The organism is Chloroflexus sp. (genome assembly GCF_034432675.1).
GTDB lineage: Bacteria > Chloroflexota > Chloroflexia > Chloroflexales > Chloroflexaceae > Chloroflexus.
Genome location: NZ_DAOUBI010000221.1, coordinates 1 through 22,696, shown reverse-complemented (window position 1 = coordinate 22,696; position 22,696 = coordinate 1). Strand labels below are relative to the sequence as shown.

Annotated in this window: 19 protein-coding genes; 10 read left to right on the top strand and 9 right to left on the bottom strand. The window is 55.5% G+C overall.

What is annotated here, in order from left to right; genetic code table 11:
- Positions 1-524: 524 nt before the first annotated feature.
- The 3 genes from VAE55_RS16430 to VAE55_RS16420 form a co-directional block, all read right to left on the bottom strand.
- Complete coding sequence (locus VAE55_RS16430; RefSeq protein ID WP_322816810.1) at positions 525-1,250, bottom strand: hypothetical protein; 726 nt, start codon at positions 1,248-1,250, stop codon at positions 525-527.
- A 91-nt stretch (positions 1,251-1,341) separates the two neighbouring features.
- Positions 1,342-2,979 (bottom strand): VWA domain-containing protein, encoded by a 1,638-nt coding sequence (locus VAE55_RS16425; protein ID WP_322816809.1) that lies wholly within the window; start codon positions 2,977-2,979, stop codon positions 1,342-1,344.
- A gap of 34 nt (positions 2,980-3,013) precedes the next feature.
- Positions 3,014-4,123 (bottom strand): substrate-binding domain-containing protein, encoded by a 1,110-nt coding sequence (locus VAE55_RS16420; RefSeq protein WP_322816808.1) that lies wholly within the window; start codon positions 4,121-4,123, stop codon positions 3,014-3,016.
- 383 nt (positions 4,124-4,506) lie between these two features.
- Here VAE55_RS16420 and VAE55_RS16415 point away from each other — a divergent pair, with 383 nt between their 5' ends.
- From VAE55_RS16415 to rnhA, 5 genes are all read left to right on the top strand, one after another.
- A complete protein-coding gene (locus VAE55_RS16415) occupies positions 4,507-5,427 on the top strand; it encodes a sugar ABC transporter permease (RefSeq protein WP_322816807.1) in 921 nt (306 codons plus the stop codon).
- A gap of 13 nt (positions 5,428-5,440) precedes the next feature.
- The gene (locus VAE55_RS16410; protein WP_322816806.1) at positions 5,441-6,331 is read left to right on the top strand and encodes a carbohydrate ABC transporter permease; all 891 of its coding nucleotides are present in this window, start codon (positions 5,441-5,443) and stop codon (positions 6,329-6,331) included.
- Between the two features lie 65 nt (positions 6,332-6,396).
- Positions 6,397-7,743: an ABC transporter substrate-binding protein gene (locus VAE55_RS16405; RefSeq protein ID WP_322816805.1), complete on the top strand. Its 1,347-nt coding sequence runs from the start codon at positions 6,397-6,399 to the stop codon at positions 7,741-7,743.
- Between the two features lie 310 nt (positions 7,744-8,053).
- Positions 8,054-8,818 (top strand): hypothetical protein, encoded by a 765-nt coding sequence (locus VAE55_RS16400; RefSeq protein WP_322816804.1) that lies wholly within the window; start codon positions 8,054-8,056, stop codon positions 8,816-8,818.
- 590 nt (positions 8,819-9,408) lie between these two features.
- Positions 9,409-10,203 carry a ribonuclease HI gene (gene rnhA, locus VAE55_RS16395; RefSeq protein WP_322816803.1) on the top strand — a complete coding sequence of 265 codons (795 nt, stop codon included), beginning with the start codon at positions 9,409-9,411 and terminating at the stop codon, positions 10,201-10,203.
- Positions 10,204-10,297: 94 nt separating this feature from the next.
- On the opposite strand, the gene dapB is transcribed toward rnhA, so the two are convergent.
- The 6 genes from dapB to VAE55_RS16365 form a co-directional block, all read right to left on the bottom strand.
- A complete protein-coding gene (dapB, locus tag VAE55_RS16390; protein WP_322816802.1) occupies positions 10,298-11,098 on the bottom strand; it encodes a 4-hydroxy-tetrahydrodipicolinate reductase in 801 nt (266 codons plus the stop codon).
- A gap of 127 nt (positions 11,099-11,225) precedes the next feature.
- Positions 11,226-11,627 carry a DinB family protein gene (locus tag VAE55_RS16385; RefSeq protein WP_322816801.1) on the bottom strand — a complete coding sequence of 134 codons (402 nt, stop codon included), beginning with the start codon at positions 11,625-11,627 and terminating at the stop codon, positions 11,226-11,228.
- 29 nt (positions 11,628-11,656) lie between these two features.
- The gene (locus tag VAE55_RS16380) at positions 11,657-12,337 is read right to left on the bottom strand and encodes a Crp/Fnr family transcriptional regulator (RefSeq protein ID WP_322816800.1); all 681 of its coding nucleotides are present in this window, start codon (positions 12,335-12,337) and stop codon (positions 11,657-11,659) included.
- 43 nt (positions 12,338-12,380) lie between these two features.
- Complete coding sequence (locus VAE55_RS16375; protein ID WP_322816799.1) at positions 12,381-13,457, bottom strand: aminopeptidase; 1,077 nt, start codon at positions 13,455-13,457, stop codon at positions 12,381-12,383.
- Between the two features lie 13 nt (positions 13,458-13,470).
- Positions 13,471-15,972, bottom strand: a complete 2,502-nt coding sequence (locus VAE55_RS16370; protein WP_322816798.1) for a U32 family peptidase — start codon at positions 15,970-15,972, stop codon at positions 13,471-13,473.
- A 160-nt stretch (positions 15,973-16,132) separates the two neighbouring features.
- Positions 16,133-17,134 (bottom strand): radical SAM protein, encoded by a 1,002-nt coding sequence (locus tag VAE55_RS16365; RefSeq protein WP_322816797.1) that lies wholly within the window; start codon positions 17,132-17,134, stop codon positions 16,133-16,135.
- A gap of 152 nt (positions 17,135-17,286) precedes the next feature.
- On the opposite strand from VAE55_RS16365, the gene lepB reads away from it, so the two are divergent.
- The 5 genes from lepB to VAE55_RS16340 all read left to right on the top strand — a co-directional run bounded on the left by lepB (position 17,287) and on the right by VAE55_RS16340 (position 22,570).
- The gene (gene lepB, locus VAE55_RS16360) at positions 17,287-17,997 is read left to right on the top strand and encodes a signal peptidase I (RefSeq protein ID WP_322816796.1); all 711 of its coding nucleotides are present in this window, start codon (positions 17,287-17,289) and stop codon (positions 17,995-17,997) included.
- 16 nt (positions 17,998-18,013) lie between these two features.
- Entirely contained in the window at positions 18,014-19,162 is a 1,149-nt protein-coding gene (locus VAE55_RS16355) for a glycosyltransferase family 1 protein (RefSeq protein WP_322816795.1), read from the top strand.
- A gap of 54 nt (positions 19,163-19,216) precedes the next feature.
- A complete protein-coding gene (gene tatA, locus VAE55_RS16350) occupies positions 19,217-19,405 on the top strand; it encodes a twin-arginine translocase TatA/TatE family subunit (RefSeq protein ID WP_012257168.1) in 189 nt (62 codons plus the stop codon).
- 364 nt (positions 19,406-19,769) lie between these two features.
- On the top strand, positions 19,770-21,089 hold the full coding sequence (gene obgE, locus VAE55_RS16345) for a GTPase ObgE (protein ID WP_322816794.1): 1,320 nt from the start codon (positions 19,770-19,772) through the stop codon (positions 21,087-21,089).
- Positions 21,086-22,570, top strand: a complete 1,485-nt coding sequence (locus VAE55_RS16340; RefSeq protein WP_322816793.1) for a S10 family peptidase — start codon at positions 21,086-21,088, stop codon at positions 22,568-22,570. Before obgE ends, VAE55_RS16340 begins: the two co-directional genes overlap by 4 nt.
- Positions 22,571-22,696 lie beyond the last annotated feature (126 nt).

Genomic DNA, 22,696 nt, shown 5'->3' with positions numbered 1-22,696 from the left:
TCAACCGCCACGCACGCTTCGTCGCTCCCCTGTTCATCCAGCAGCTGGTTCTGCATCGGCGCACCGTCCACCGTGTGCACCGTCGTGCATACGCTGCACGGTGGGGTGATCGGGGAGGTTGGGCAGGTCCAATACCTGGCGAACCTGGTCCGTGGTCAACAGCCACGCTGCCTTGGCGCGGTACCTGCGGGCGCGGGCGACCATCAGCAGCACGCACGCCGCCACCTGGGGCACGGTGCCATGAGGCGGACGGTTTGGAGGCGCAGAACGTGGCAGCGCCGTTTGGCTCAGGTGAGAGGCGAGATGCGCAACGTTGCCACAACGGCTTGCTCGCGGGTGCATAAGCTATTGTTAGCACATCTCATCAATGTGGGCAACAGAGCAACTACCGCACGCAAACAGACGACCCGAGCATTATCAGATGCAGCAGGGATGCCATCCGACAAGGTAATCATTACCCGGCTGAGCAAGCCGCCTGTGTACCGCGTTACAACGTACACCATAGCCAACCAGAGCTGGGCTACTCATATCCCGGTCATTGCCGTATCCAGCACCTTCCGAAACACCTCCATATCACTACGGAGATCGGCCAGGCGCTGCTGGACATTGCTGCTTGCCGAAGACATTGCCACCGCATCGGCTGTGCGCAAGCGAATCACTTCGGCCAGGATCGTATCGAGACTGGCATCGATGTTCGCCAGTTGGGCCTGAATGCGGTCAATGTACAGCCGCAAGTCCTGGAGATGTTTTTGTTGATCAAGCAGCGCCTTACGACGCTCTTCAAGCTGCTGGCGGGTAAAAGGGTCAATCGTTGCACTGATCTGCCAGTCGAGTTGAGTTACTTGTTGAGTGAGGCGCTGGTAATCGTTCGATGCCAGGTAATGTTCAATGATCTGGCCCTTATCGGCAAGGAAATACGCTTCCTCGACTAAATCACGGGTCTGCGTGACAATATTCGTGAGAATACCGGCAAGTGCCCCTTGCGTTCCGGCCACTGCCCGCTCCACCTCACGCTGTGAACGTTCGATCTCATTGATGGCAGTGCGCAACAGTGGACTGGTAATCCGTGAGCGTGGCCGCGCCGGCGGAGCCGTCAATAAGGGGTCTTGGGCCGCCAGCCATACGACGACACCGTAGATCACCAGTCCGAGCGGTAACCACCAGATGGTAAGGGTTAATCCGCCGAAGATGGCAGCCACCAGCACGAGTACGGTAAGTGGTTGCCGGGCAGCGATGCGTAATGCCTTCATACGACCTACCTACAGTTGAGCAAGAGCCATCGTCCAGGCGCACATACTCTCTCACAACATACCCAAGCCGGCGGGTTGCCCCAATCGTGGTTTAGAAGTAGCGACTCAAGTTCTCAAAGATTTGGGCAATATCTCCCGTATCACCTACCACAACGATGGTACGGGAAAATTCGGCAATCGCATCGAGCACCCGACGGTCAGCATCACTGCCGTAGGCTACCGGAAAAATCGAGATACCACTCTCGTCAAACTGACGCCGAATCTGTTCAAGTGTAAACCGGCTGGCATTATCAGCACCATCAGAGAGCAGCACAATTGCCCGAATCCGGTCATCCTCAGCTGGCGGTAACACCTCCAACGTCTGCTGCGCCAGCGCGAGGGCATCAAATAGGGCGGTACGACCAGAGGCACGCATCTCCTGAACTGCGATCTGCAGATCAATCCGATTGTCGCTCAGCGGGGCCATGGGCACCACCAGCCGCGCCTGCGAGTCGAACGTAATCAGCCCTAACCGATCTTCGGGCAAGATTCGCAACAGGAAGGTCTCAATCCCCGCCTTCACCATCGTCATCTTATCACCTTCCATCGAGCCGGAGGTGTCCACTACCAGCAGAATATCGGCCCGCTTGCGATTGAGCTTCCAGGAGTCTTTGACTGCAACAATAACCTCGGCAGATGGCACGGCCAGCACTGTCTGGACACCCTGCGGATCGGCACCGAACGCCGGGCTGATCGGGTCGGTTAGCGGAACGTTGGGATTGGCCGGACGAAAGCCATATTGCATCGCCGCCCGCTGACTCTCTTCACTGAGTAGAAACTCGTAGAAACGTTCGGCAGCAGCCTGTTCATCGGCGCTGGCACTTGCCATAATGATGAATGGGTTGTCGTGCCAGAAGGTACCTTCGGCTGGATAGATAGCGACCAGTGGTGTCGGGGGCGGGTTGAATTTGTTAAAGTCGATGAGCGTAATCTCTTCCATCGGAAAGGCCGAGATGTAGCTCATGCCGAACTTCTTCATGTTTTCGCTGAAGATCAGCGTGTTGTAGCCGTAATGTTTGATGCTGCGCCCCAACTGACGGATAAACGCGGTCGCCTGCTCGCTCTGCACGTCGGCAACGGTCAATCCCTCGCGCTTGCCGGTGGCAGCATAAAATTCGGCAATCAGTGTGCTGAGCGCCGTGGTGCTGATTTCGGGATCGGTGTGCCCCCACGAGAAGCGCCCCCATTCCGGGTGCCCGAAGCGCCCCCACCCTTCCGGATCGTTCGTCAGATCGAGTATGTCTTTCCAACCAATCGGACGGTTCGGCCAGCCCATGGCCTCTGCCATCGGCTTCCACATCGCAATCACCACCGGTGTCAGCACCAGCGGCTTGTTCGAGATGGCAACATTCTGATTGCCGGTCTCTTGCTTCAACACTTCCAGCCAGGTGCTGGCCGACGGACTCCAGACCGTTACTTGCAGCGTGCCATTCTTGATCTCGGTCCGGGCGGCACCCGATGATTTGTTGATACCCTCAACCACAACACGCCGATCATTGACAACGGCACGCTGCCCGTTAAAACGGGCAATCTGTTCTGTTAGCCACTTGTCTTTCTCTGGGCTGTAGGCGATGGTAATGGTAACGGGATTGGCATCACCAATACCTACCGGCAAGAGATCACCGCAACCGCTCAGTGTGAACAGTAACAGCAACAGTATGGTCATAAACGTATGACGACGCATTGCCATAGAGCGATATCCTTTCACAATTGGATGTCCACGTCTAAGGTCTCCTGACTTCTTGCCATGTGGCAATCAGCTCCTCGACAATCTCTGGCGGAGGAAGCTGGAGCTGAGCGGTAATATCGATCTGTACGCCCAGATCGCGTTCGCGGTAACGACCAAAGAGCGACGAGGTATCGTCGAAATTGATCGTCACCTGGGGAATGACCGGACGAAAACCGTATTCACGCATGGCAATCGTCTGCTCTGCCGGACTGCGGAGAAAATCGCGCAGCAGGATTGCTGCTGTGCGTTCGTTACCATCTACCCACGGCGCACTCAGAACAACGTAGGGGTGATCGCTCAGTAGCGTTGCCGCCGGGTAGTAGACACGTAACCGCAAACCGCGCCTCTCTCCTTGCCGAAACGCCTGCAGCGCCAGATTTTCGTAGGTCGTAATAATGTCGTACACGCCGGGGCGAATAATGAAATCGGTCGTCAGTGTACCGGTACTGTCTGGCCAGTTGGGAACACGAGTACTGATCTGACGGAGCCAGTCCCGGAAGCCTTTATCACGCACCTGATCAACCGTCAGGCTGGCGGTTTGGTGGTATTGTGCAGCCAGAATGATCAGGGACTGCAACCCACCGTTACTCTGCACCGGAGAGGAGATACCGAACTTAAGCTGGTTTATTTGATCAGGAAGTTGACGTTGCCAGAGTTGCCAGGGATTGGTAATGCCATTTGTCGAAGGAGCATCACGCATCAGCGCCACTATTGGGGTGAGTGCCAGTGGCGAGGCCAGGTCACGCAAGAGATCGGGATACTGCCGTTGCAGCTCCGCTAACTGAATACTACTCGCCGGGCTGATGGCCGTTGGCTGGTACCCCTGCCCGATTGCATTAATCAACTCTCGCGAACCAGATATTTGCAAACGCACCTCGATCCGACGTCCGTTGATCGTTGGGTTCGTTTGGGCAAAGCGTTCAAGCGCACTACGAATCCATGCCTCCTTCTCGGAACTCATTGCCACATCAATCCGGATCGGTGATGCGGCGGTGGGTAACGGCAACGGTGCCCAACCAATCGACCCCCATATAACTGTGGTAACTGTCAGCAGAGCAGTTGCCAAGAGATACGCAACGGCAATTGTGCGAGAGATGCTGCGCATGCACGTCTCTTTCAAGCTAGCAGACATTCGGTAAGTATACGACCAGAACCATCGAAATACGATAACTCCTCTAACAACAATGGTAACACTTCTCTGCTACCGGTTTAGGATCAAACTATTCCTACAAAGATACGCTGATACTAGATTGATCGTTGCAAGAGAATTAACCCTATCCATCACAGCAATATATCAGGACTCGGCGCAATGCGCACGTTCGTGGATGTTTGCCTGTCGTGCTACCACACTGATCCAAACTCCACACCATTGGCGCCTTAATCGATTCACAAATAAAAATTAACGTTTACTTAATAACTCAATGATAATAGATTAATCTCCACTCTTTACCATAGGCCGAGTGACATGCACAAAGCAAGCGGAATACTATGACCACACACATGCCCAAACAAGAGCACCATCCTAACACGTTGCGGCGCGAACATCGTGAATGGTTGTTATTTGCACTATTTGTTGGCCCTAATCTGTTTCTCTTCTCCATTTTCACCTACTGGCCGCTCATCTACAACGTCTATCTGAGCATGGTGCGGTGGGATTTTCTTCGTCCCACAATGCCATTCGTCGGCCTCCAAAACTACATCGCTGCCTTCAGCGATCTGCGGTTCTGGAACATTATCTGGCAAACGGCCACCTTTACCGTCTGGTCGGTCGGCCTGACCCTCGTTCTGGGCCTGCTTCTAGCTCTGCTGCTCAACCAACCGCTACGCTATCGCAACACCGCTCGTGCGGTTGTGTTCGCACCGGTCGTGATTTCGGGTGCGGTAGTGGCTGTGGTCTGGAGCTATATCTTTGATCCGCGATATGGGCTGATCGATCAACTTCTCGGCTTCTTTGGCCTCGACTCGCCCAACTGGCTGGCCGACTCATTCTGGGCAATGCCTGCCGTGATCATTGTGTATGTCTGGAAAAATATCGGCTACGCGGTTGTGATCTATCTGGCCGGCTTACAGAATATCCCGCGTGAACTGTACGATGCCGCACGGGTTGATGGTGCCGGTGCATGGGAACGCTTCTGGAATGTCACTCTCCCCGGCCTCTCGCCGGTTGCCTTTTTCCTCTCGGTGACCAGTGTGCTGACCTGTTTCCAGGCGTTCGATATTATCCGTGTGCTCACGAACGGTGGTCCTGCGGACGCTACAACGACCCTGATCTTTCACCTCTACGAATTGGGCTTTGTTTCTTACGATGCCGGTAAAGCCGGAGTCGTTGCAGTTGTGCTGTTCTTGATCATGCTTGCACTAACCATTGTGCAGATTCGATACCTCGAACGACAGGTGACATACGGATAAGACCTGGATTGTTATGATGACCACGAACGAACTTGAGCATGCATTTCCATCAACTGTTAACCGCCGACGGTCGCTGCCGCTCTCGCTGCTGATGTGGCGAATTGCCGGGTACTTTGCCCTGATCGGCGCGGTGCTGGTCATCGGCTTGCCGGTCTACTGGACAGTGATGGCAGCATTTAAAGAGACTCGTGAGATTTATTCGTTGCCGGTAACGTGGTGGCCGGCAAATCCGACCCTCGACAACTTTCCGGCGGCATGGCAGGCAGCGCCATTTGGCCGGTATTACCTGAATAGCTTCATCACTACGTTCTTTGGCGCTGCCCTCGAAGTGATCCTCGCCCTCTTCTCGGCCTACGCGCTGGCCTATCTGCGGTTTCCACGTAAAGACTTGGTCTTTCTGCTCCTGCTGGCTGCGCTGATGATTCCGGTCGAGATCACGATTGTGCCGAACTATCTGACCATTGCCCGCCTCGGCTGGATTAATACCTATCAGGGTATCATCATTCCGGGAGCTGCCATCGCTTACGGTACCTTCTTGCTACGGCAGGCATTTCTGGCAGTACCTCGCGAAATTCTTGAAGCAGCGCGCGTCGATGGTGCCGGCCACTTGCGCATCCTCTTCAGCGTAGTCGCCCCAATCGCTCAGCCGGCCATCATGACGATGGCTCTGCTCTCGGTGGTAAGCAAGTGGAATGAATTTCTCTGGCCGCTCATCGTGACGAATACGACCGATATGCGCACATTGCCAATTGGTGTCTTCTGGTTGCGTAATAGCGAAGGGTTAGCCAATTGGGGTGTAGTAATGGCCGGTTCACTCTTTCTCATTGTACCGGTACTGATCGCCTTTCTGTTTGCCCAGCGGGCAATTGTTGAAGGGATGACTGCCGGTGCGGTGAAGGGTTGACCCTATTCCTGGTGCAATACGGTTTTGTACCGTATGCAAATAGTCTAATCTCAAGAGGAGTAAGCATGAAACAGACACTCACTCGGCGCGAATTGTTGCGCTTGATGATGGCAGGTGGTGGTGCGGCGGTGCTGGCAGCATGTGGAGCACAGAGTGGACAATCAACCGGTCAGAATCCCACGGCTCCGGCGGTCGTCAGCCAGCCCGGCTCGACGGTTAAGATCACGTATTGGGGATCGTTCAGCGGTAATCTGGGTGAAGCCGAGCAGGCAATGGTCAAGGCGTTCAACGACTCACAAGACGAAGTTGAAGTCGAATATCAGTTCCAGGGCAGCTACGAAGAGACCGCGCAGAAGTTTACGGCAGCATTGCAGGCCAACACCACCCCCGATGTCATCCTGCTCTCGGATGTGTGGTGGTTCGGTTTCTACCTTGCCGGTGCGATCACAGCGCTCGATGATCTCGCCCGCCAGGTCAATCTCGATTTCAGCGACTACGAGCCGGTATTGCTGAACGAAGGGGTACGCAAGGGTGTTCACTACTGGATTCCGTTTGCCCGTAGCACGCCACTCTTCTACTACAACAAAGACATTTGGGCTGAGGCCGGTCTGCCTGACCGTACACCGGAGACTTGGGCCGAGTTTGCAGAATGGGCACCAAAACTGGTGAAGAATGATGGGAGCCGGTCAGCCTTTGGTCACCCTAACGGTGCCAGCTATATCGCGTGGCTCTTCCAGGGTGTCGTCTGGCAGTTCGGTGGTCAGTATTCGCAACCCGATTTCACCATGACCATGACCGATCCCAACACGCTACGCGCTGCCCAGTTCTACCAGGACACCGTGGTCAAAGAGAAGTGGGCAGTGCTCTCGCCCAATCTGAATCAGGACTTTATCGGTGGCGCGATTGCGTCGATGATGGCTTCAACCGGTGCTCTGGCCGGTGTTCAGGCAAATGCTACCTTCCCAGTTGGCGTCGGCTTCCTGCCCCGCGAGACCAACTTCGGGTGTCCAACGGGTGGTGCCGGTCTGGCAATTGTCAGTCGCGCACCCGTCGAGAAGCAACTGGCTGCGATGAAGTATATCGCGTTTGCGACCAATGCTACCAATGCTGGGGTGTGGGCGCGTAGCACTGGCTACATGCCGGTGCGCATCAGCACCAGGCAAACCCCGGAAATGGTGGAGTTCTTCAATCAGAACCCGAATTTCAAGACCGCAGTCGATCAGTTACCGAACACCCGTGCTCAGGATGCGGCCCGCGTGTTCGTGCGCAACGGCGATCAGATCATCGGCAAGGGCCTGGAGCGGATTATTGTCAATGGCGAAACACCAAGTGCCGTCTTCGCCGAGGTTAACAATGAATTGACCCAGGCTGCTCAGCCAATTCTGGAAGACCTGAAAGCTGTTGAGGGCTAGGTCCTTTCGGTATCTGAGTCAGGAGAGTGAATCGGTCTGTTCTACAGGCCCGTTCACTCTCCAACGCCCGGCCTGGACGAGAGGGCTGATACGGTAACGCCTGCGTTCAACGCTGTTGTGTAACAACCGGCGGTAAGGGTGCAACAATACAGAGAAGCAACAACGTTGCTATTTTCCTTTGTCGAAAAAGCTACGTCGAGTACCAATTGTGCGCAGGTAATAGCATCCCTCACCGATCAGGTATTATTGCTGTGTGCGCATAGATACGTATAGGCGCTATGGCACAACAATATCATTTCACCCGGTCGCTATGTTGACCGTCACCAATCCCAAAATTGCCGGTTTTAAGCCGTGCTGGGCTACGTACCGGGGCTTGACCATCTTGTTCGACAATATTGGATTACGGCGCGACGGGCCATGGTTAAGACTCGATTGCGCTCTTGACGCCATTCCCGAATATACGCTCTACCGCGGTCTGCGTGCCGCGATGTGTTCCCTCAACACCGATGATCTGTTACGCCGGTATCTGTTTTGTGCTCTACCGCCGGCAACGTATCACGTTACGCTTTGGGATGGGCCAAACGATGGCAATGTTGCCCATGCGCTGCCAGAGGTGCGGCAGCGCATTGAAGATTTGTTGATCGATATTCCCGGTGCGCTCAGCCACGGCAATCTCATCAGCGGCACCATTGCCGGTTCACCACTGATCCGGCGGCGCGGCTGGCAGGTTGGTTTTACCGTGCAGAGGCTGGTTATCGTTCATCAAGCCGCTCTGGTGGCATTGCTGGCACCCACCGCAGAGACGCTGGATACCTTCACTACCCTCAACGGCCTGCGCAGCTCCTGGAACGCTACTTTCCGCAGTCGCTTCGGCATAGCCGCTTATGAACCGTACATGCCGCACATTACCCTCGGTTATTTTGCGTACGCAGCGCTGGCCGAGGCAGCGCAGGCAGATGTACCGGCCTGGGAAGAAGTTGTTTTGCACTACACTGCCGGCACCAGTATCACGTTTCGCAGTGCCAGCCTCTACGGGATGCTTGATATGGTTACCTTCTTTCGCACGGTTCGTTAAGGGTTGGGGAAACCAGGAGTCTGTATATTATCCCACCCATATCAAATCTTAATCGATACCGGCCATTATTACCTGTCACCAGACACGCGGTGAACCGTGACTATGCGTGCCCCACAACGATCCGTGGGTGTCGCCTGCATGATTCTTTAGGAGCGAGTTTAGAACCCGCCCCTACAGACGACACATTCGTCTATTCGCATTGCCGTACAAAGGGATGCGGCGAATAAGGGGTTGCCAAAGGGATACATCTTAGATCGCGTGCTAATTGACATCATGCGCTGACGTCTCTGCGCCATAAATAAAGAGAGACGTTGCAGTGCAACGTCTCCCCACTGGAGGAAGGGGTCACCGGTTCGGTAAAGCTTAGCGGGCCTCACCAGCGGTGACACCCATACGCTTACTACTACCCATGGGCATCACCTCCTTCACGCCTGACCGGCAATACAGTGTGCAAATACCGACATAGGTACTATACCCAAGGTTTATGTGAAAGTCAAGGGTCGAAGCGCAGAAGTTTGTGGCGAGTTTCAGATACGTGCAAAAAAGATGGTATAGTAACGCCGGTATCGAGTACAGAACCACAACAATGTATGGCGCAAAAAAAGCAATTCTATCTTGTGGTACGTGGCCGAAATCCCGGTCTCTATCAGCAGTGGTCAGGTGAGGATGGTGCATCTGCTCAGGTAACCGGCTTTCCCGGCGCACTCTACAAAGGCTTTTCAACCATAGCCGCCGCCCACGAGTGGGTAAGATCGTTGCCTGCGACCGAACAGACGCTGGCACTGCAATTGCTCACCGACTACGAGCATGCGCCACACGCCGAAGCTAAACCGGATCAGAACACGCAACAGCCATTGTCGCGACCGGCAACATCCCCCTCAGAGAACGTTCCTTCTTCCTCCACAAACGGGATTGTGATGATGTACACCGACGGCAGTGCTCTCGGCAATCCTGGGCCGGGCGGGTACGGCGTCGTGCTGCGCTACAAAGATCATTATAAGGAATTCACCGGTGGCTTTCGGCTCACGACCAACAACCGTATGGAGTTAATGGCCTGTATTGTCGGGCTGCGTGCGCTTAAGCGACCGGTGTCGGTACGCCTGCACAGCGACTCGTGCTACGTCGTCGATGCTTTTCGCAAAGGCTGGATACACCGCTGGCAGGCACAAAACTGGATGCGCAGCGAGACCGAACCGGTAAAAAATGCCGATCTCTGGGCTGAATTGCGCTTGCTGTGTGAAGGTCATCAGGTTGAGTTTGTCTGGGTGCCCGGTCATCAGGGCGTACCTGACAATGAACGTTGTCACGAACTGGCCATCGCTGCCGCAGCTCGCCCAGACCTGCCGCCGGATGTTGCCTTTGAGATGCAGTGGAATCGCACGTAAGCGCAATGATACCGGCGTGGATGTGCGAGCTGTGGGAGCCTCTGCACCGTACCTATGCGCACGAGCGGCATACCTGCTTCACGTGCTCAGGTTTCTACAGCTCTAAGACACTATCAAGCCCCCGATGCAGACCAACCAGTTTCCCCACGCGCCGGATGGCCAACAGTGCTCCGGCGACATAGGGTTCGGCACTGGCACCGGCATCATGGCGAATACTCAGCCGCTGATCGGGCATGCCAAAGATGATTTCTAGCCCGATTGTATAGCCCGGTAGACGCACCGAATGCACTTGCATGCCGTTTAGGCGGGCACCACGGGTTGCCGGGATACCCTGGGTTTGCTCAAGCGGTACACTCAGATGCGACGAGCGAATCTGCCCCAGCCTGGCAGCCAGCTCACGCGCTGTCCCGCTCGGCGCGTCCGGCTTGCTATCGCGGGCATAATCGATGATCTCCCACTGTTCGATGTAGCGGGCAGCAATACTGGCAAACCGTTGCAGCAAGACGGCAGTCAAGGCAAAGTTGCCCGCTGCCAGTACGCCCCGTTGCTGCGCTGTTGCCACTGCATCAATCTTGCGATAATCGTCATCACTCAGCCCCGATGTACCAATCACCACGTGACATCCGTGTTGTAGGGCAGTCAAGACGTTGACTTTCGCAACATCAGGACGGGTATACTCGAAAAAGACATCACACGGCTGTGTCAATGCCTCAGCAGCAGTCGCGTAGACAGGACATGTCAATCGTGGTTCACCCAACACATCGGCCAGTGACTGCCCGGCAGCACGGCGGCTCATCGCAGCACTCAGCACAATATCATCAGTTTGCGCAATCGCACGGGCAAGTGCCGAACCAGCCCATCCGGTTGCACCCGCTAGACACACTCGAATCGCCATCGAAACCTCACACATTGCTCATAACGTCACCACGCACCGGCGTAGATCGTCTGATAAGGCGTAACTTCTTGCACCAAACAGGCCCAGTGCAGCTCAACCAACTGACGGAGATGCAGCAGATTATGGGCTACTCAAGCTGCCAGCAAATCACCCGCACGTATGACACCAAATGGTGCAGTGTAGGTTGTGTTCCAGTCAGGTTATTGCAGGCTACGCAACCATTGGATCGATTCGGCACGAGCTGTAAGAAGCGCTCCAGGGTTGTGGTAAGATCGCCTTCGTTGTAGCGATGAGCTGTCACCCAACCCTCCGGATCAATCGGTGTCCAGCGTTCTCCCAAACGGTGGAGTGTGTAGTCGAGGCGCACCCGAAAATCGTATTGCTCCTCATCGGCCAGATGACCGATCACTTCGAGCATCGACCACAGGGCAGGTTGCGGCTTCCAACGCGCCTGTTCGAGCGATACCCCTGCAAGCAATACCTGTATCCGTCTGGCGTTATCGCTAAGTTTCCGAGTCAGCACCGACATATCCACAATAGTCTCCTTGTCGGTCGGCTTCAGCGCAGCTCGCTCCGCCGATACAGGAGCGTTCGATCACACACCGTGATTTGCCCGCGACTACTGCTAATAAGCCCCTCCTCACTAAAGTCGGCCAGAATGCGACTGACGACTTCGCGCGACGTGCCTAGCTCGGCGGCAATTTGCTGATGGGTAAGATTGAGGGTAGGCGGATCGCCGACAGCCTGACGGAGCAGAAATGCAGCCAGGCGCACATCAACCCGCCGGAAGGCAATCTCATCGATGATCGCCATTACCGATACCAGCCGCCTTGAAAGCAGTTGAAAGACATAGTCACGCCAGGCGCTATAGCGCTCGATCCAATCGCGAAAGGTTGCCTGACCAATGAGAAAGGCGGTTGCCTCGCGTTCAACCACAGCGATTGCCGGAAATTGATGATTACTCAAGACACAACTAGTGGTGAGAATGCAGCTCTCACCGCGGCCAAACCGATAGAGTGTAATCTCCCGCCCGGTTTCGCCAATTTTGAACACCCGAATCTGACCGTCGGCAAGAACAGCAAAAAAGCTACACTCATCGCCTTCAGCAAAGACGGTTACACCGCTTGCGATATGCATGAGTGTTGCCTGCGTAGCAAAATCGCGGGCAATCGCAGTAGATGGATCACCCAAGAAGTCTAACAGATCACCTGCCAGACGCATTTCGTGCGGTTGCAACATTGTCGCTCCGATGCTCCTATCTAACGAAGTGACGAGTGGACAGTCACACGATTAACTGTCCCTGATCAACAATCACCCGCTCATCGACACGCAAACTGGCCGCACCGATCACAAAATCAACATTGAGCGATGAGGCATTAGCTCCGCCCATATACCGGTTTTCGCCAAATGCAATGAAGAGTGCGCCCTGAATATGCTCATCAACGATTGTCCAGCCAATAGGCTGGTGCAATTGCGGATTGAGGCCAATTCCAATATGGCTGATCCGGCGTGGTTCACCACTATGGCGGTCGAAAAGCGCATGAAGCTGGTCGGCTCCACTGGCCGCTTCAATCTGCGTGACGCGACCACCAGCAAAGTGGAGATGGACTGCCCGTGCCGGGCCGGCCACCGGTAAGAAGAGATCGCCTTCGACACTCTCCTCAAAGACGGTAGTGTAGATTGACCCTGCTGGCAGGTTGATCACGATGGCCCCTGTTTTGTTGACACCGGTGGTCAGTTGGCCGGTATCACTCAACCACGGACGTTCACCGTGATCGAGTCGTAACTCATACCCCGGCCCACTCACGATGGTGATGGTAGATGTATCGTGCAGTGCCGACATAACCCGCTCAGTGATAGCACGCAGTACTGCCGGTTCTACCAGCAACGCCGGCATCAGTTGCAATTCCAGCTCTTCGTGCCTAATACCCAGTTGGGCTGCTTTGCCAATGGTCGGGATGGCAGCAATGACCTGTGGAATACGCCGCTCCTCACGCACCATTTCCAGCCGGTCGTAGGATGTACCGAAGGCGCGCAGCGCTTCATCAGCCACCCGTTTCAGGTCTGGTTGAGCGCCGATCAGCGTCAGTGAGCGATCAACGTGCGTCAACCATTCGGCATACCGCTGATGTCGCTCGATGAGCACCTCTGGCGGTGTTGTCGCCAGTAAACGTTCAATATGCTGCGCCGGCTGAATGGTAATCAGCGGTTCTGCTCCAATACTCTCCAGAGCCAGCAGCACCGCGTGCAGCAAGCGTTGATTACCTGCTTCGTCACGGACTTCGATCAGTTCACCGTGCTGGGCACCAAGTGCATCAACCAGTCGCTGAGCCAGTTGATCCCACAAACTCACGACCATGAGCGTGTCCTCTCTACAGTAGTGGAATGTACTGATAGTTTGCCGGTACGAAGAAGCTCCCTTCCGTCACGCCCTGCGGTGAGCACTGGCGTAAGCGACGGCCTAGCTCGGCTGCGTTTATCGTGTTGTGGAGATACGCCCGAAATGCCTCGCTGATAGCAGTGACCTGCGCCGCCGACTCGTGGACGAATTCCAGGCGGTAGTGCCCGATCCCGGCAGCCCGCCAGCGATCAAGGTATTTACTGGCTTCCTGCGCCTCGGCACCGAACACAGTATTGCGACAACCGACATCAGCAATCACCGGATGTTCGCGTCCATTCGTATCGCGTAATGCCACGTGATGCCGTTCGCAGGGCCGACCACAATCTTTATAGCTGGTACCATTCGATAGAAAACGACAGAAGACGCAATGTTCGGTGTGGAAGACCGGAAGATGGTGGTAGGCGATCACCTCAATCCGGCTCCCGCCAATCCGTTCCGCCAGATGCGCGATCTGTTCGGCATTGAGGTCGTGAGTGGGCGTTAATCGTTGCAATCCCAGTTTCAGCAACAGATCGGCGGTTAGGACATTTGCGGCGTTCAGACTGAAATCTCCGGTCAACGCTACCGTCGGATCATCGCGCAGCAGTTCGAGCAAGCCGGTTGAGCGTATCAGCAACGAGGTTTGTAGTTTGCGCAGAAACCGCACGATCCGCTCATCTTCGGGCTTGAGCACACGTGGGGCGGCGATCCGGGCGGGAATACCGGCGTCACGAATCTGAGCCAGCGCCGGCTTCAATCCCTCAAGATCAAGGTAGTCGAGCGTGATGCTATCAGGGCGCAGGGCAATCGCTGCCGCGAGCTGTTCGGGCGAACGCACCAACAGGTGCAGGTGCGGTGTTGCCGATGGTGCAGTCGGTTCTACTGCGGCCAGGGCTTCATCTACCACCTGATCGGGATTAAGAATGGTCAACGCGGGTGGTTGACTCTGCAATTCGGCGAGTTGCGTCGTTGCCTGACGGCGCAACTGGTTGAGCAGTGATACCGGTACGAAGGGATTGCCTTCAATCACCGCCGAAAGTTCGCTCAGAATGTAGGGCGTATCCCCCAGTCGACTGAGTTGATCACGTAGCGTCGCTTCATCAAGCGGTCGGTTTTGCGCAGTTGTGAGCGGTGTCTCACTCCGCACAACGACCGACAATGCCGGCTGATCGATGAGTGTCCACCTCTTTTCCAGAGCCGTACCGGCGCATGCCTGGACATGAACACGCACCGGTTGCCGGCGCACCGGCGCCGCCGGTTGGACGAAGGGGCGAGCGATCCGTTCGGTCTGCGGATCAGACGTGCGCCAGAGCAGATCACCGACCCGAATCCGGCGCGGATTGATCACCCCCTTCATAAACCGGATTGCCAGCCGGCCATTACCTGCCGGTTCGACGGCGACGATCCGGCCACCCTCTTCCGGCTCCTCTGGACTTCGCCAGTCGGCGGCATCAAAGACCACACCATCACCGGGTTTCAACGGCGCCGCCTCACGCCCCGGCTCCGGCGTAATGATGATCGCATCCGACCGTACCTGTACGACGCGCCCCATCAGGAGACCACGATGACGTGGTGCCCGTCCCTCAACGACTGCCTGATGGTTGGTTCCCCGCAGGAAATGCGGCCCCAGACCACGCGAATACACCTGCTCAAGATGCAGCCGATCAGCCACGGTCAGATCGGACGGCAAACCTGCCCAGGCAGCATCGAGCGCCCGGCGATAGGCATTCGTCGTAATCGCAACATATTCAGCATCTTTGTAGCGACCTTCAATCTTAAGCGCACTGACACCCAGGTGCGCAATGGTTGCCATATCATCAATTGCCGCCAGATCACCCGGTGAGAGGAGATAACGAGCTGCACCCAGTGGTCGGTGCTCACCATCGACAATCATCTCATACGGCAACCGACATGCCTGCGCACACTGACCACGATTGGCGCTGCGCCCTCCCCATGCCTCCGAGGAAAAGCACTGGCCGGAGTACGAGACACAGAGCGCACCGTGGACAAAGATCTCCAGCTCGATAGGGCTGCGGGCACGGATCGCGGCCACCTCTGCCAGCGATAATTCGCGCGCTAGTACAACCCGCGACACACCGTAGCGAGCCGCCAGTTCAACACCTTCAGCGCTGGTAATACTCATCTGCGTACTACCATGAATGGGAAGATCAGACGCAATCCGGTGCGCAAGGGCCGCAATGCCGAGGTCCTGGACAATGATCGCATCGGCGCCGGCAGCGGCAATCTCGGCCAGAGCATTGGCGGCAGCCCGTATCTCGTGATCGAACACCAGCGTGTTAAAGGTGACATACCCCTTCACGCCGCGCCGATGTAGCGTCTTCATCACGTCAGGTAATTCGCTGCGAGTAAAGCCTACCTTGGCCCGCGCCGTAAAATGGGTTAATCCAAAATAGACCGCATCCGCGCCGGCTTCAATGGCAGCGTACAGTTGTGGCCAGTAACCGGCTGGACTCATTATTTCAGGTTTGCGCATAGCACGTCTCTCTTGTGGGTGTGGAATTGATCCTGTGCTCAATTCAAGACGGGCAACGAGCACAAGACACACCGTGTGCAACCAATAGTCGGTGAGGTGCTCTCGATTCTACGAATGCAGAACTCGCTCCTTCAGCGTCGTCTGCTGTTTAACAACAACATTACGTGCGATGCACCTTAAAGATCGATAGATACAAATTCGTGGCATAACCACAATGACTACAGCGATTGCCATCAAGACCAACCCGCCGGCTCACACCGTGCTGCCGATTGATCAGCGTTGCGTGGCAGGACGGACAACGTGTTGGCTGATTAGGCTCGTGACCGTAGATAAACTGTAAGCCACCCTCGTGGCCGATACGACGAGCCTGCCTGGTTGCCGCTGCCGTCTCGCTCCCGGCATCACCTGGCAACACATGCCACGGCGTTTCCTCGCCCAGGGTCTTCTTGATCCACTCAACCAGATCACGCAGCTCATCGGGGTGATCATTGACGCCGTGATGAATACGGGTCGTAATCTCAATATGACATTTCCAGCGCTGCTGTGCCTCTTCGGCAAAACGGAGAATGTGGCGCCAGTCGCTTATCCCACCCAACCGTTGGTACGCATTATCGGAAAAGCCGCGCAGGTCGAGACTAATGCCGTTAAGGTACGGTCCTAGTTCATTCAAGGCTTCCAGACTCAGCATACCGCTGGTTACAATCGCCGTATAGCGGCTGGCAGCACGGCTCAGTTGCAGCAGCGCCAGCACGTATTCAAAATTGACCGCCGGCTCACCAAATGCCCACACCACACCGCGGCAAAGCCGTTCGAGCGCAAAATCGGCGGCACGTTGCGGTTCAAGCCGACGCTGCTTCGCCGGTTCGGTTGGTAATGTGCTGTAAGGACCACGCTGCTGATCAACAGGTAGCGCATAGCCCCATCCACCAATCGCTAGCACCGTCGTATCTGGAAAGAAGTGCCAGAGGCGATGATCCTCAACCGGGCCAATTGCTGCTCCGCTGATTATGCCGTGATTGATCAATTCGATCCCTTCTTCACGACCGATACGCATGTGACAACGCCCAATCTCGCCCGGTGCCAGCGTGCAACACCACTGACACGCCAGACACTGAATTGTTCCATCGGCAAGCGGTTGCGCTAGTGTGGCCAGCGATGACATAGGATTGACGTTCCTTCATTGCTTCGGACTAGCAATTTGCCGTTTATTCGAGTATAATGCCATAGGCGGCGGAGGAAAACCTTCTCTCCGCATACTATTTCTGATGGTATCTGCTTTCTCTTAGTGTAGCATAGAGTATCCACGTTCATGCCATGACGAATAGTCCTTCATCATCAGAATCCCTGACGAGTGATCCCGAAACAGTTCAGGTTCGTCAACCTCGTGCCCCGCTGCGGTACGTGGTTCGTGAACTGCTCGAAACAGCAATCTTTATTCTGCTGGTTTTTCTCATCGTGCGCGGTGTTGTGCAAAATTTCAAGATTGAAGGCTCAAGTATGGAGCCAACGCTCCACACCGGTCAATATATTTTGGTCAACAAACTCATCTATTTTCATTTCGATTTAAACGCACCACTTCGTCTGCTTCCCGGCCAATCCGATCTTCCACCCCGTATAGTATATCCTTTTCGCCCTCCCCAGCGCGGTGACATTGTTGTCTTTGAGTATCCACGTGATGTACGTAAAGATTATATCAAACGGGTTATTGGTTTGCCGGGTGATATTATCGAGATTCGTGAAGGTAAAGTCTTCGTCAATAACGAACCGCTCGATGAGCCATACCTGCGCGGTGCGTCCACCTACTGTCTGGGTGGGTATCCTTGCGCCCAGGGACCGGTCCTGGTGCCAGCCGGTAGTATCTTTGTGATGGGAGACAATCGCGGCAACAGTTCCGACTCGCGAGAGTGGGATGCCTTACCCCTGGATCGGGTTGTCGGTCAGGCATGGCTCATCTACTTTCCGTTTAGTGATTGGGGATTGGTACCGCACCATCGCTACGAGACCAGTACTGCGGTAGCACCTTAGTCAACCGATCAATCGTATGCATATCGCCATCAACGCTCATCTGCTTGCGCACACCCACTCGTTTCGGCGGGCCGGTGTTTCTCACTATATCGAACAGATCTTACTCCACCTGGCCCACATTGACCGCGAGAATCGCTACACCGTCTACACTACCCGCGGCCTCGATCAGGCGGCCCTCGGCTTACCGGCCAACTTTGTGGTCAAACCATCACGCTTACCAACCATCAACCCGCGCGTCCGGATTCCGTGGGAACAAATGATTGCCCCACTCATGTTGCGCGGTAAGGCAGACCTTTATCATGGCTGCCTTAACGTGGCGCCATTGCTCAGTCCGGTGCCAACGGTGATCACTATTCACGATCTGGCCTTCGTCCGCTTTCCACAAACGTTTCGGGCCTACAATCGCATCTATCTCGATTTCGCCACCCGGCTCAGCGCCCGGCGGGCCAGTCGGATTCTCGTTGTTTCCGAGCATACAAAACGCGAAGTAGTGGGATTGCTAGGGGCCGATCCGGACCGGGTTGTCGTGACGCCGAATGCCGTGCGCCATCACTTCCGTCCGCCTGCGCCAGATCAACTTGAACAGTTCCGTGTCCGCCGTAGCCTACCGGAGCACTTCATTTTATACGTCGGAACACTTGAACCGCGTAAGAATCTGACGACGCTACTCGAAGCGTTTGCGCTCCTGAGCCGGCATGTGCCGACCGTTCCTCTCCTCATTGGCGGTGGAAAGGGCTGGATGTACGAACCGATCTTTGCCCGTCTCGAACAGTTGCAGTTGCGTGACCGGGTAAAGTTCATTGGTTACATTCCCGAAGAGGAGTTGCCCCTATGGTACGCAGCGGCTACCGTCTTTGTCTTTCCGTCGATGTATGAAGGCTTTGGAATGCCACCACTCGAAGCAATGGCCTGCGGGACACCTGTCATCACTTCAAACACATCCAGCTTGCCGGAGGTAGTCGGTGATGCCGGGTTGATGGTTTCACCCACCGATACCACTGCGCTTGCTGAAGCAATGCAGCGTATTCTGACCAATCCTGATTTACGAGTAGATCTGCGTACCCGTGGCCTGAAGCGCGCTCAACAATTTTCTTGGACGCAGACAGCAATCAAGACCCTGGAAGCCTACCGAGCAGCGTTGACACACCCCTCTGGTGAGGTATAATGAATGAGCATAGTCATGGGTAGCGCTGGTGCAATAACCAGGAAGGAGTACAGTATGATTGGTGGTCTCGGCTGGGGTGAGCTGTTAATCATCTTGATTATTGTGATTGCGATCTTTGGTGCCGGGAAGCTGGCGGGTCTGGGTGGAGCACTCGGCAGCAGTATTCGCGAATTCCGCAAAGCGGTAAAAGGTGATGATGAGCCACGCAGCGATGCGAAGACCGAGGGCGAAACCAAAGTCTAGTCTCACACGTTGGGTCTTCACCGGTGAAATGCGCTGCTGCTCTTTCAGATAGCTTGCTCTTCGTTAGAAGAGATTGTCTCGCGCACCTGAAAATGTCTGGCCTGAAGCAGGAAGGGTAAAGCAACCTCGTTTCAGGCTTGGAAATCTTTTGCCCCATTGACCAGTTCCAAAGTTGTGATACCTGCGACGTCAACCCTAACCAACATGTGCAGGTACACACTCTCTCTGTCCTGTGGAGACGTATCCTATTGTCCTGGTAGAGTGATGTCCGCTCTGCATACCTCACTCGGACGTATAATGAAAGCTGACCGTTAAAAATAAACGCAATTTGGGGGCGTCAGCAGACCCCTATGTTGATACGCTTATGAAAACTGAAACCGATTTCTTTGATCAAGCAACAATTGTAGTACGTGCCGGTAACGGTGGCAACGGTGCGGCCACATTCCGGCGTGAAAAATACGTTCCGCGTGGCGGTCCCAACGGCGGTGATGGTGGTCGCGGTGGTCATGTCTACCTAATCGCCGATTCTGAATACAACACGCTGCTCCATTTTCGCTATCAGCGCAAGTTCGTTGCCGAAAACGGTGGGCACGGTGGCAAAAATGCAATGCACGGGCGCAACGGCACCGATGTCTATGTGCCGGTACCACCGGGCACAGTAGTGCGGGCAACTATCGACGGCGTTACGTACAGTGTCGATCTGGCCCGCCCCGGTCAACGCCTGCTCGCTGCCCGCGGGGGACGTGGTGGGTTGGGCAACATCCACTTCGCAACCTCGACTCGTCAGACGCCGCGGCTTGCCGAATTGGGAGAACCGGGACAGGAGTTGACCCTTGAGCTTGAGCTAAAGATGTTAGCCGATGTGGGGCTGGTCGGTTTTCCGAACGCCGGGAAGTCTACGCTGCTGTCGGTCATCAGCGCCGCCCGCCCGAAGATTGCCGCCTATCCCTTTACCACACTTACCCCGAACCTGGGTATTGTCGAAGTTGGCCTGCAACGCTTTGTGGTAGCCGACATTCCCGGTTTGATCGAGGGCGCTCACGCCGGCGTCGGTCTCGGTCACGATTTTCTGCGCCATGTCGAACGTACCCGGCTGTTGATCCATATTATCGATGCCGCCGGCGTCGATGGTCGCAATCCCTGGGATGACTATGAGCAGATCAATACCGAGCTGCGCCTCTATCAGCCTGAACTTGCCCAGCGCAAGCAGGTCGTGGCTCTTAATAAAGCCGATCTACCTGCTGCCCAGGAAAATCTGCCGATCTTACGTGAACGATTGCCGGTGGCTCCTGAAGACCTCTTCGTGATCTCTGCGGCCACCGGTGCGGGGATCGAATCTCTCCTGCGCCGGGTTGCCGACCTTCTGCGGGTCGATCCTCCACCACAGCGTGATCCGGTCGATCCCGATGAACCACCATTGCAATGGCCTCTACCAGAGGTCGATGAGAATGCCTTTACCATCGAACGTGAAGGTGAGGCTTTCCGGGTACGTGGGATCAAGATTGAACGCTTGATCGCGATGAGCAATCTCGATCAAGATGAAGCGCTCGACCGGATTCAGCGCGTCCTTGAGGCGAGTGGGATTAACGAAGCCCTGATTGCAGCCGGCGTGCAAGACGGTGATCTGGTACGCATCGGACGAGCTGAACTAGTTTGGGATGATAGCGGACAGCATGTTTTATGACAACAACGAACCAACCCACAAACCCATCACCGGCGCCGGCGACACCGCTGACCGATCAGATCGTTCAAACCCGTCATTCGGTGACGATTAACGGGGTGGAAATTGGCTACACCGCGACTACCGGCATCATCATTATGAAGGAGGAGGCCGAGAAAGACGGTGTCAGTACCGGTGAACAGGCGCGAGCTGGTATCTTCTTCGTCGCCTACACCCGTGATGATGTCACCGACCTGAGTAGGCGTCCAATCACATTTGCCTTTAATGGTGGACCAGGTTCATCATCGGTGTGGCTACACCTCGGCTTGCTCGGCCCCCACCGCGTCTTGATGCAAGAGGAGGGCTGGCCCTTACCACCACCCGGACGGCTTACCCCCAATCAATACTCATTGCTCGATGTCAGTGACCTGGTCTTCATCGATCCAGTCAGCACCGGCTATAGCCGACCGGTGGCAGGTGAGTCGGCGAAGCAGTTCCACGATTTTCGCAAAGATATCGAGTCGGTCGGTGATTTCATCCGTCTCTACGTGAGCCGCTATGGACGCTGGCTGTCGCCAAAATACCTGGCCGGTGAGAGCTACGGTACCACGCGGGCGGCCGGTCTGGCCGGCTATCTACAAGAGCGGCACGGTCTCTATCTGAATGGGCTTATCCTGATTTCAGCCGTGCTGCATTTTCAGACCCTCTCGTTCGATCACGGGAACGACTTGCCATACATGCTCTTCCTGCCGGCCTACACAGCGACTGCCTTCTACCATCGCCGTCTTGAACCAGAGCTACAACGCGATCTGATCACAACCTTACGTGCGGCTGAGGCTTTTGCTCTCGGCGACTATGCGCTAGCCCTGTTGCAAGGTGACCAGCTTGATCCATCCGCTACCGAGCGCATCATCACCCAACTGGTGCGCTATACCGGCCTGAGCCGAGAGTACATTGAGCGTTCACGATTACGTATTCGCGATGATCGGTTTGTTAAGGAATTATTGCGCGATCAGCAACGCACAGTTGGCCGGCTTGATAGCCGGTTTACCGGTAGCGACCGTGACGCGGTAGGCGAAACGGTCGAGTTCGATCCGAGCCTGACGGCCATTCTTGGCCCGTACACGGCAGCTCTAAACGACTACGTGCGTCAGCAGTTGGGCTTTAGCAGTGACCTGCCTTATGAAATCCTCACCGAGCGGGTCTGGCCCTGGAGCTTCAACGACCATCAGAACCGCTATGTGGATGTCGCCGAGACCTTGCGCCGCGCAATTCATCGGAATCCGGCTCTGCGGGTACATGTGGCAAGTGGATACTACGATCTGGCAACCCCCTACTTTGCCACCCGCTATACGCTGAGTCATCTGGCACTCGATCCGGCCCTGCGCAGCCAGATCAGCGAGAGTTTCTATCCTGCTGGTCATATGATGTACATTCATGAACCGTCACTCGCTGCGTTAAAAGCCGTCCTCTCTGACTTTGTAAGCATTGGAGCCGTACTCTAGTATTGACTTTTATGCGCAATATTGTAGTATTGTCCTCATGGAAAGCACTATTTAGTATAGGCAAGGCGGCGAAGCTGCTGGGGGTATCGGTTAAGACACTGCAACGCTGAGGTCGCGAAGGCCGTT

Excerpts from the sequence above, each read along its gene's own strand:
- VAE55_RS16430 (WP_322816810.1), bottom strand. The coding sequence starts at position 1,250 with ATGAAGGCATTACGCATCGCTGCCCGGCAACCACTTACCGTACTCGTG.
- VAE55_RS16425 (WP_322816809.1), bottom strand. The coding sequence starts at position 2,979 with ATGGCAATGCGTCGTCATACGTTTATGACCATACTGTTGCTGTTACTG.
- VAE55_RS16420 (WP_322816808.1), bottom strand. The coding sequence starts at position 4,123 with ATGCGCAGCATCTCTCGCACAATTGCCGTTGCGTATCTCTTGGCAACT.
- VAE55_RS16415 (WP_322816807.1), top strand. The coding sequence starts at position 4,507 with ATGACCACACACATGCCCAAACAAGAGCACCATCCTAACACGTTGCGG.
- VAE55_RS16410 (WP_322816806.1), top strand. The coding sequence starts at position 5,441 with ATGATGACCACGAACGAACTTGAGCATGCATTTCCATCAACTGTTAAC.
- VAE55_RS16405 (WP_322816805.1), top strand. The coding sequence starts at position 6,397 with ATGAAACAGACACTCACTCGGCGCGAATTGTTGCGCTTGATGATGGCA.
- VAE55_RS16400 (WP_322816804.1), top strand. The coding sequence starts at position 8,054 with ATGTTGACCGTCACCAATCCCAAAATTGCCGGTTTTAAGCCGTGCTGG.
- rnhA (WP_322816803.1), top strand. The coding sequence starts at position 9,409 with ATGGCGCAAAAAAAGCAATTCTATCTTGTGGTACGTGGCCGAAATCCC.
- dapB (WP_322816802.1), bottom strand. The coding sequence starts at position 11,098 with ATGGCGATTCGAGTGTGTCTAGCGGGTGCAACCGGATGGGCTGGTTCG.
- VAE55_RS16385 (WP_322816801.1), bottom strand. The coding sequence starts at position 11,627 with ATGTCGGTGCTGACTCGGAAACTTAGCGATAACGCCAGACGGATACAG.
- VAE55_RS16380 (WP_322816800.1), bottom strand. The coding sequence starts at position 12,337 with ATGTTGCAACCGCACGAAATGCGTCTGGCAGGTGATCTGTTAGACTTC.
- VAE55_RS16375 (WP_322816799.1), bottom strand. The coding sequence starts at position 13,457 with ATGGTCGTGAGTTTGTGGGATCAACTGGCTCAGCGACTGGTTGATGCA.
- VAE55_RS16370 (WP_322816798.1), bottom strand. The coding sequence starts at position 15,972 with ATGCGCAAACCTGAAATAATGAGTCCAGCCGGTTACTGGCCACAACTG.
- VAE55_RS16365 (WP_322816797.1), bottom strand. The coding sequence starts at position 17,134 with ATGTCATCGCTGGCCACACTAGCGCAACCGCTTGCCGATGGAACAATT.
- lepB (WP_322816796.1), top strand. The coding sequence starts at position 17,287 with ATGACGAATAGTCCTTCATCATCAGAATCCCTGACGAGTGATCCCGAA.
- VAE55_RS16355 (WP_322816795.1), top strand. The coding sequence starts at position 18,014 with ATGCATATCGCCATCAACGCTCATCTGCTTGCGCACACCCACTCGTTT.
- tatA (WP_012257168.1), top strand. The coding sequence starts at position 19,217 with ATGATTGGTGGTCTCGGCTGGGGTGAGCTGTTAATCATCTTGATTATT.
- obgE (WP_322816794.1), top strand. The coding sequence starts at position 19,770 with ATGAAAACTGAAACCGATTTCTTTGATCAAGCAACAATTGTAGTACGT.
- VAE55_RS16340 (WP_322816793.1), top strand. The coding sequence starts at position 21,086 with ATGACAACAACGAACCAACCCACAAACCCATCACCGGCGCCGGCGACA.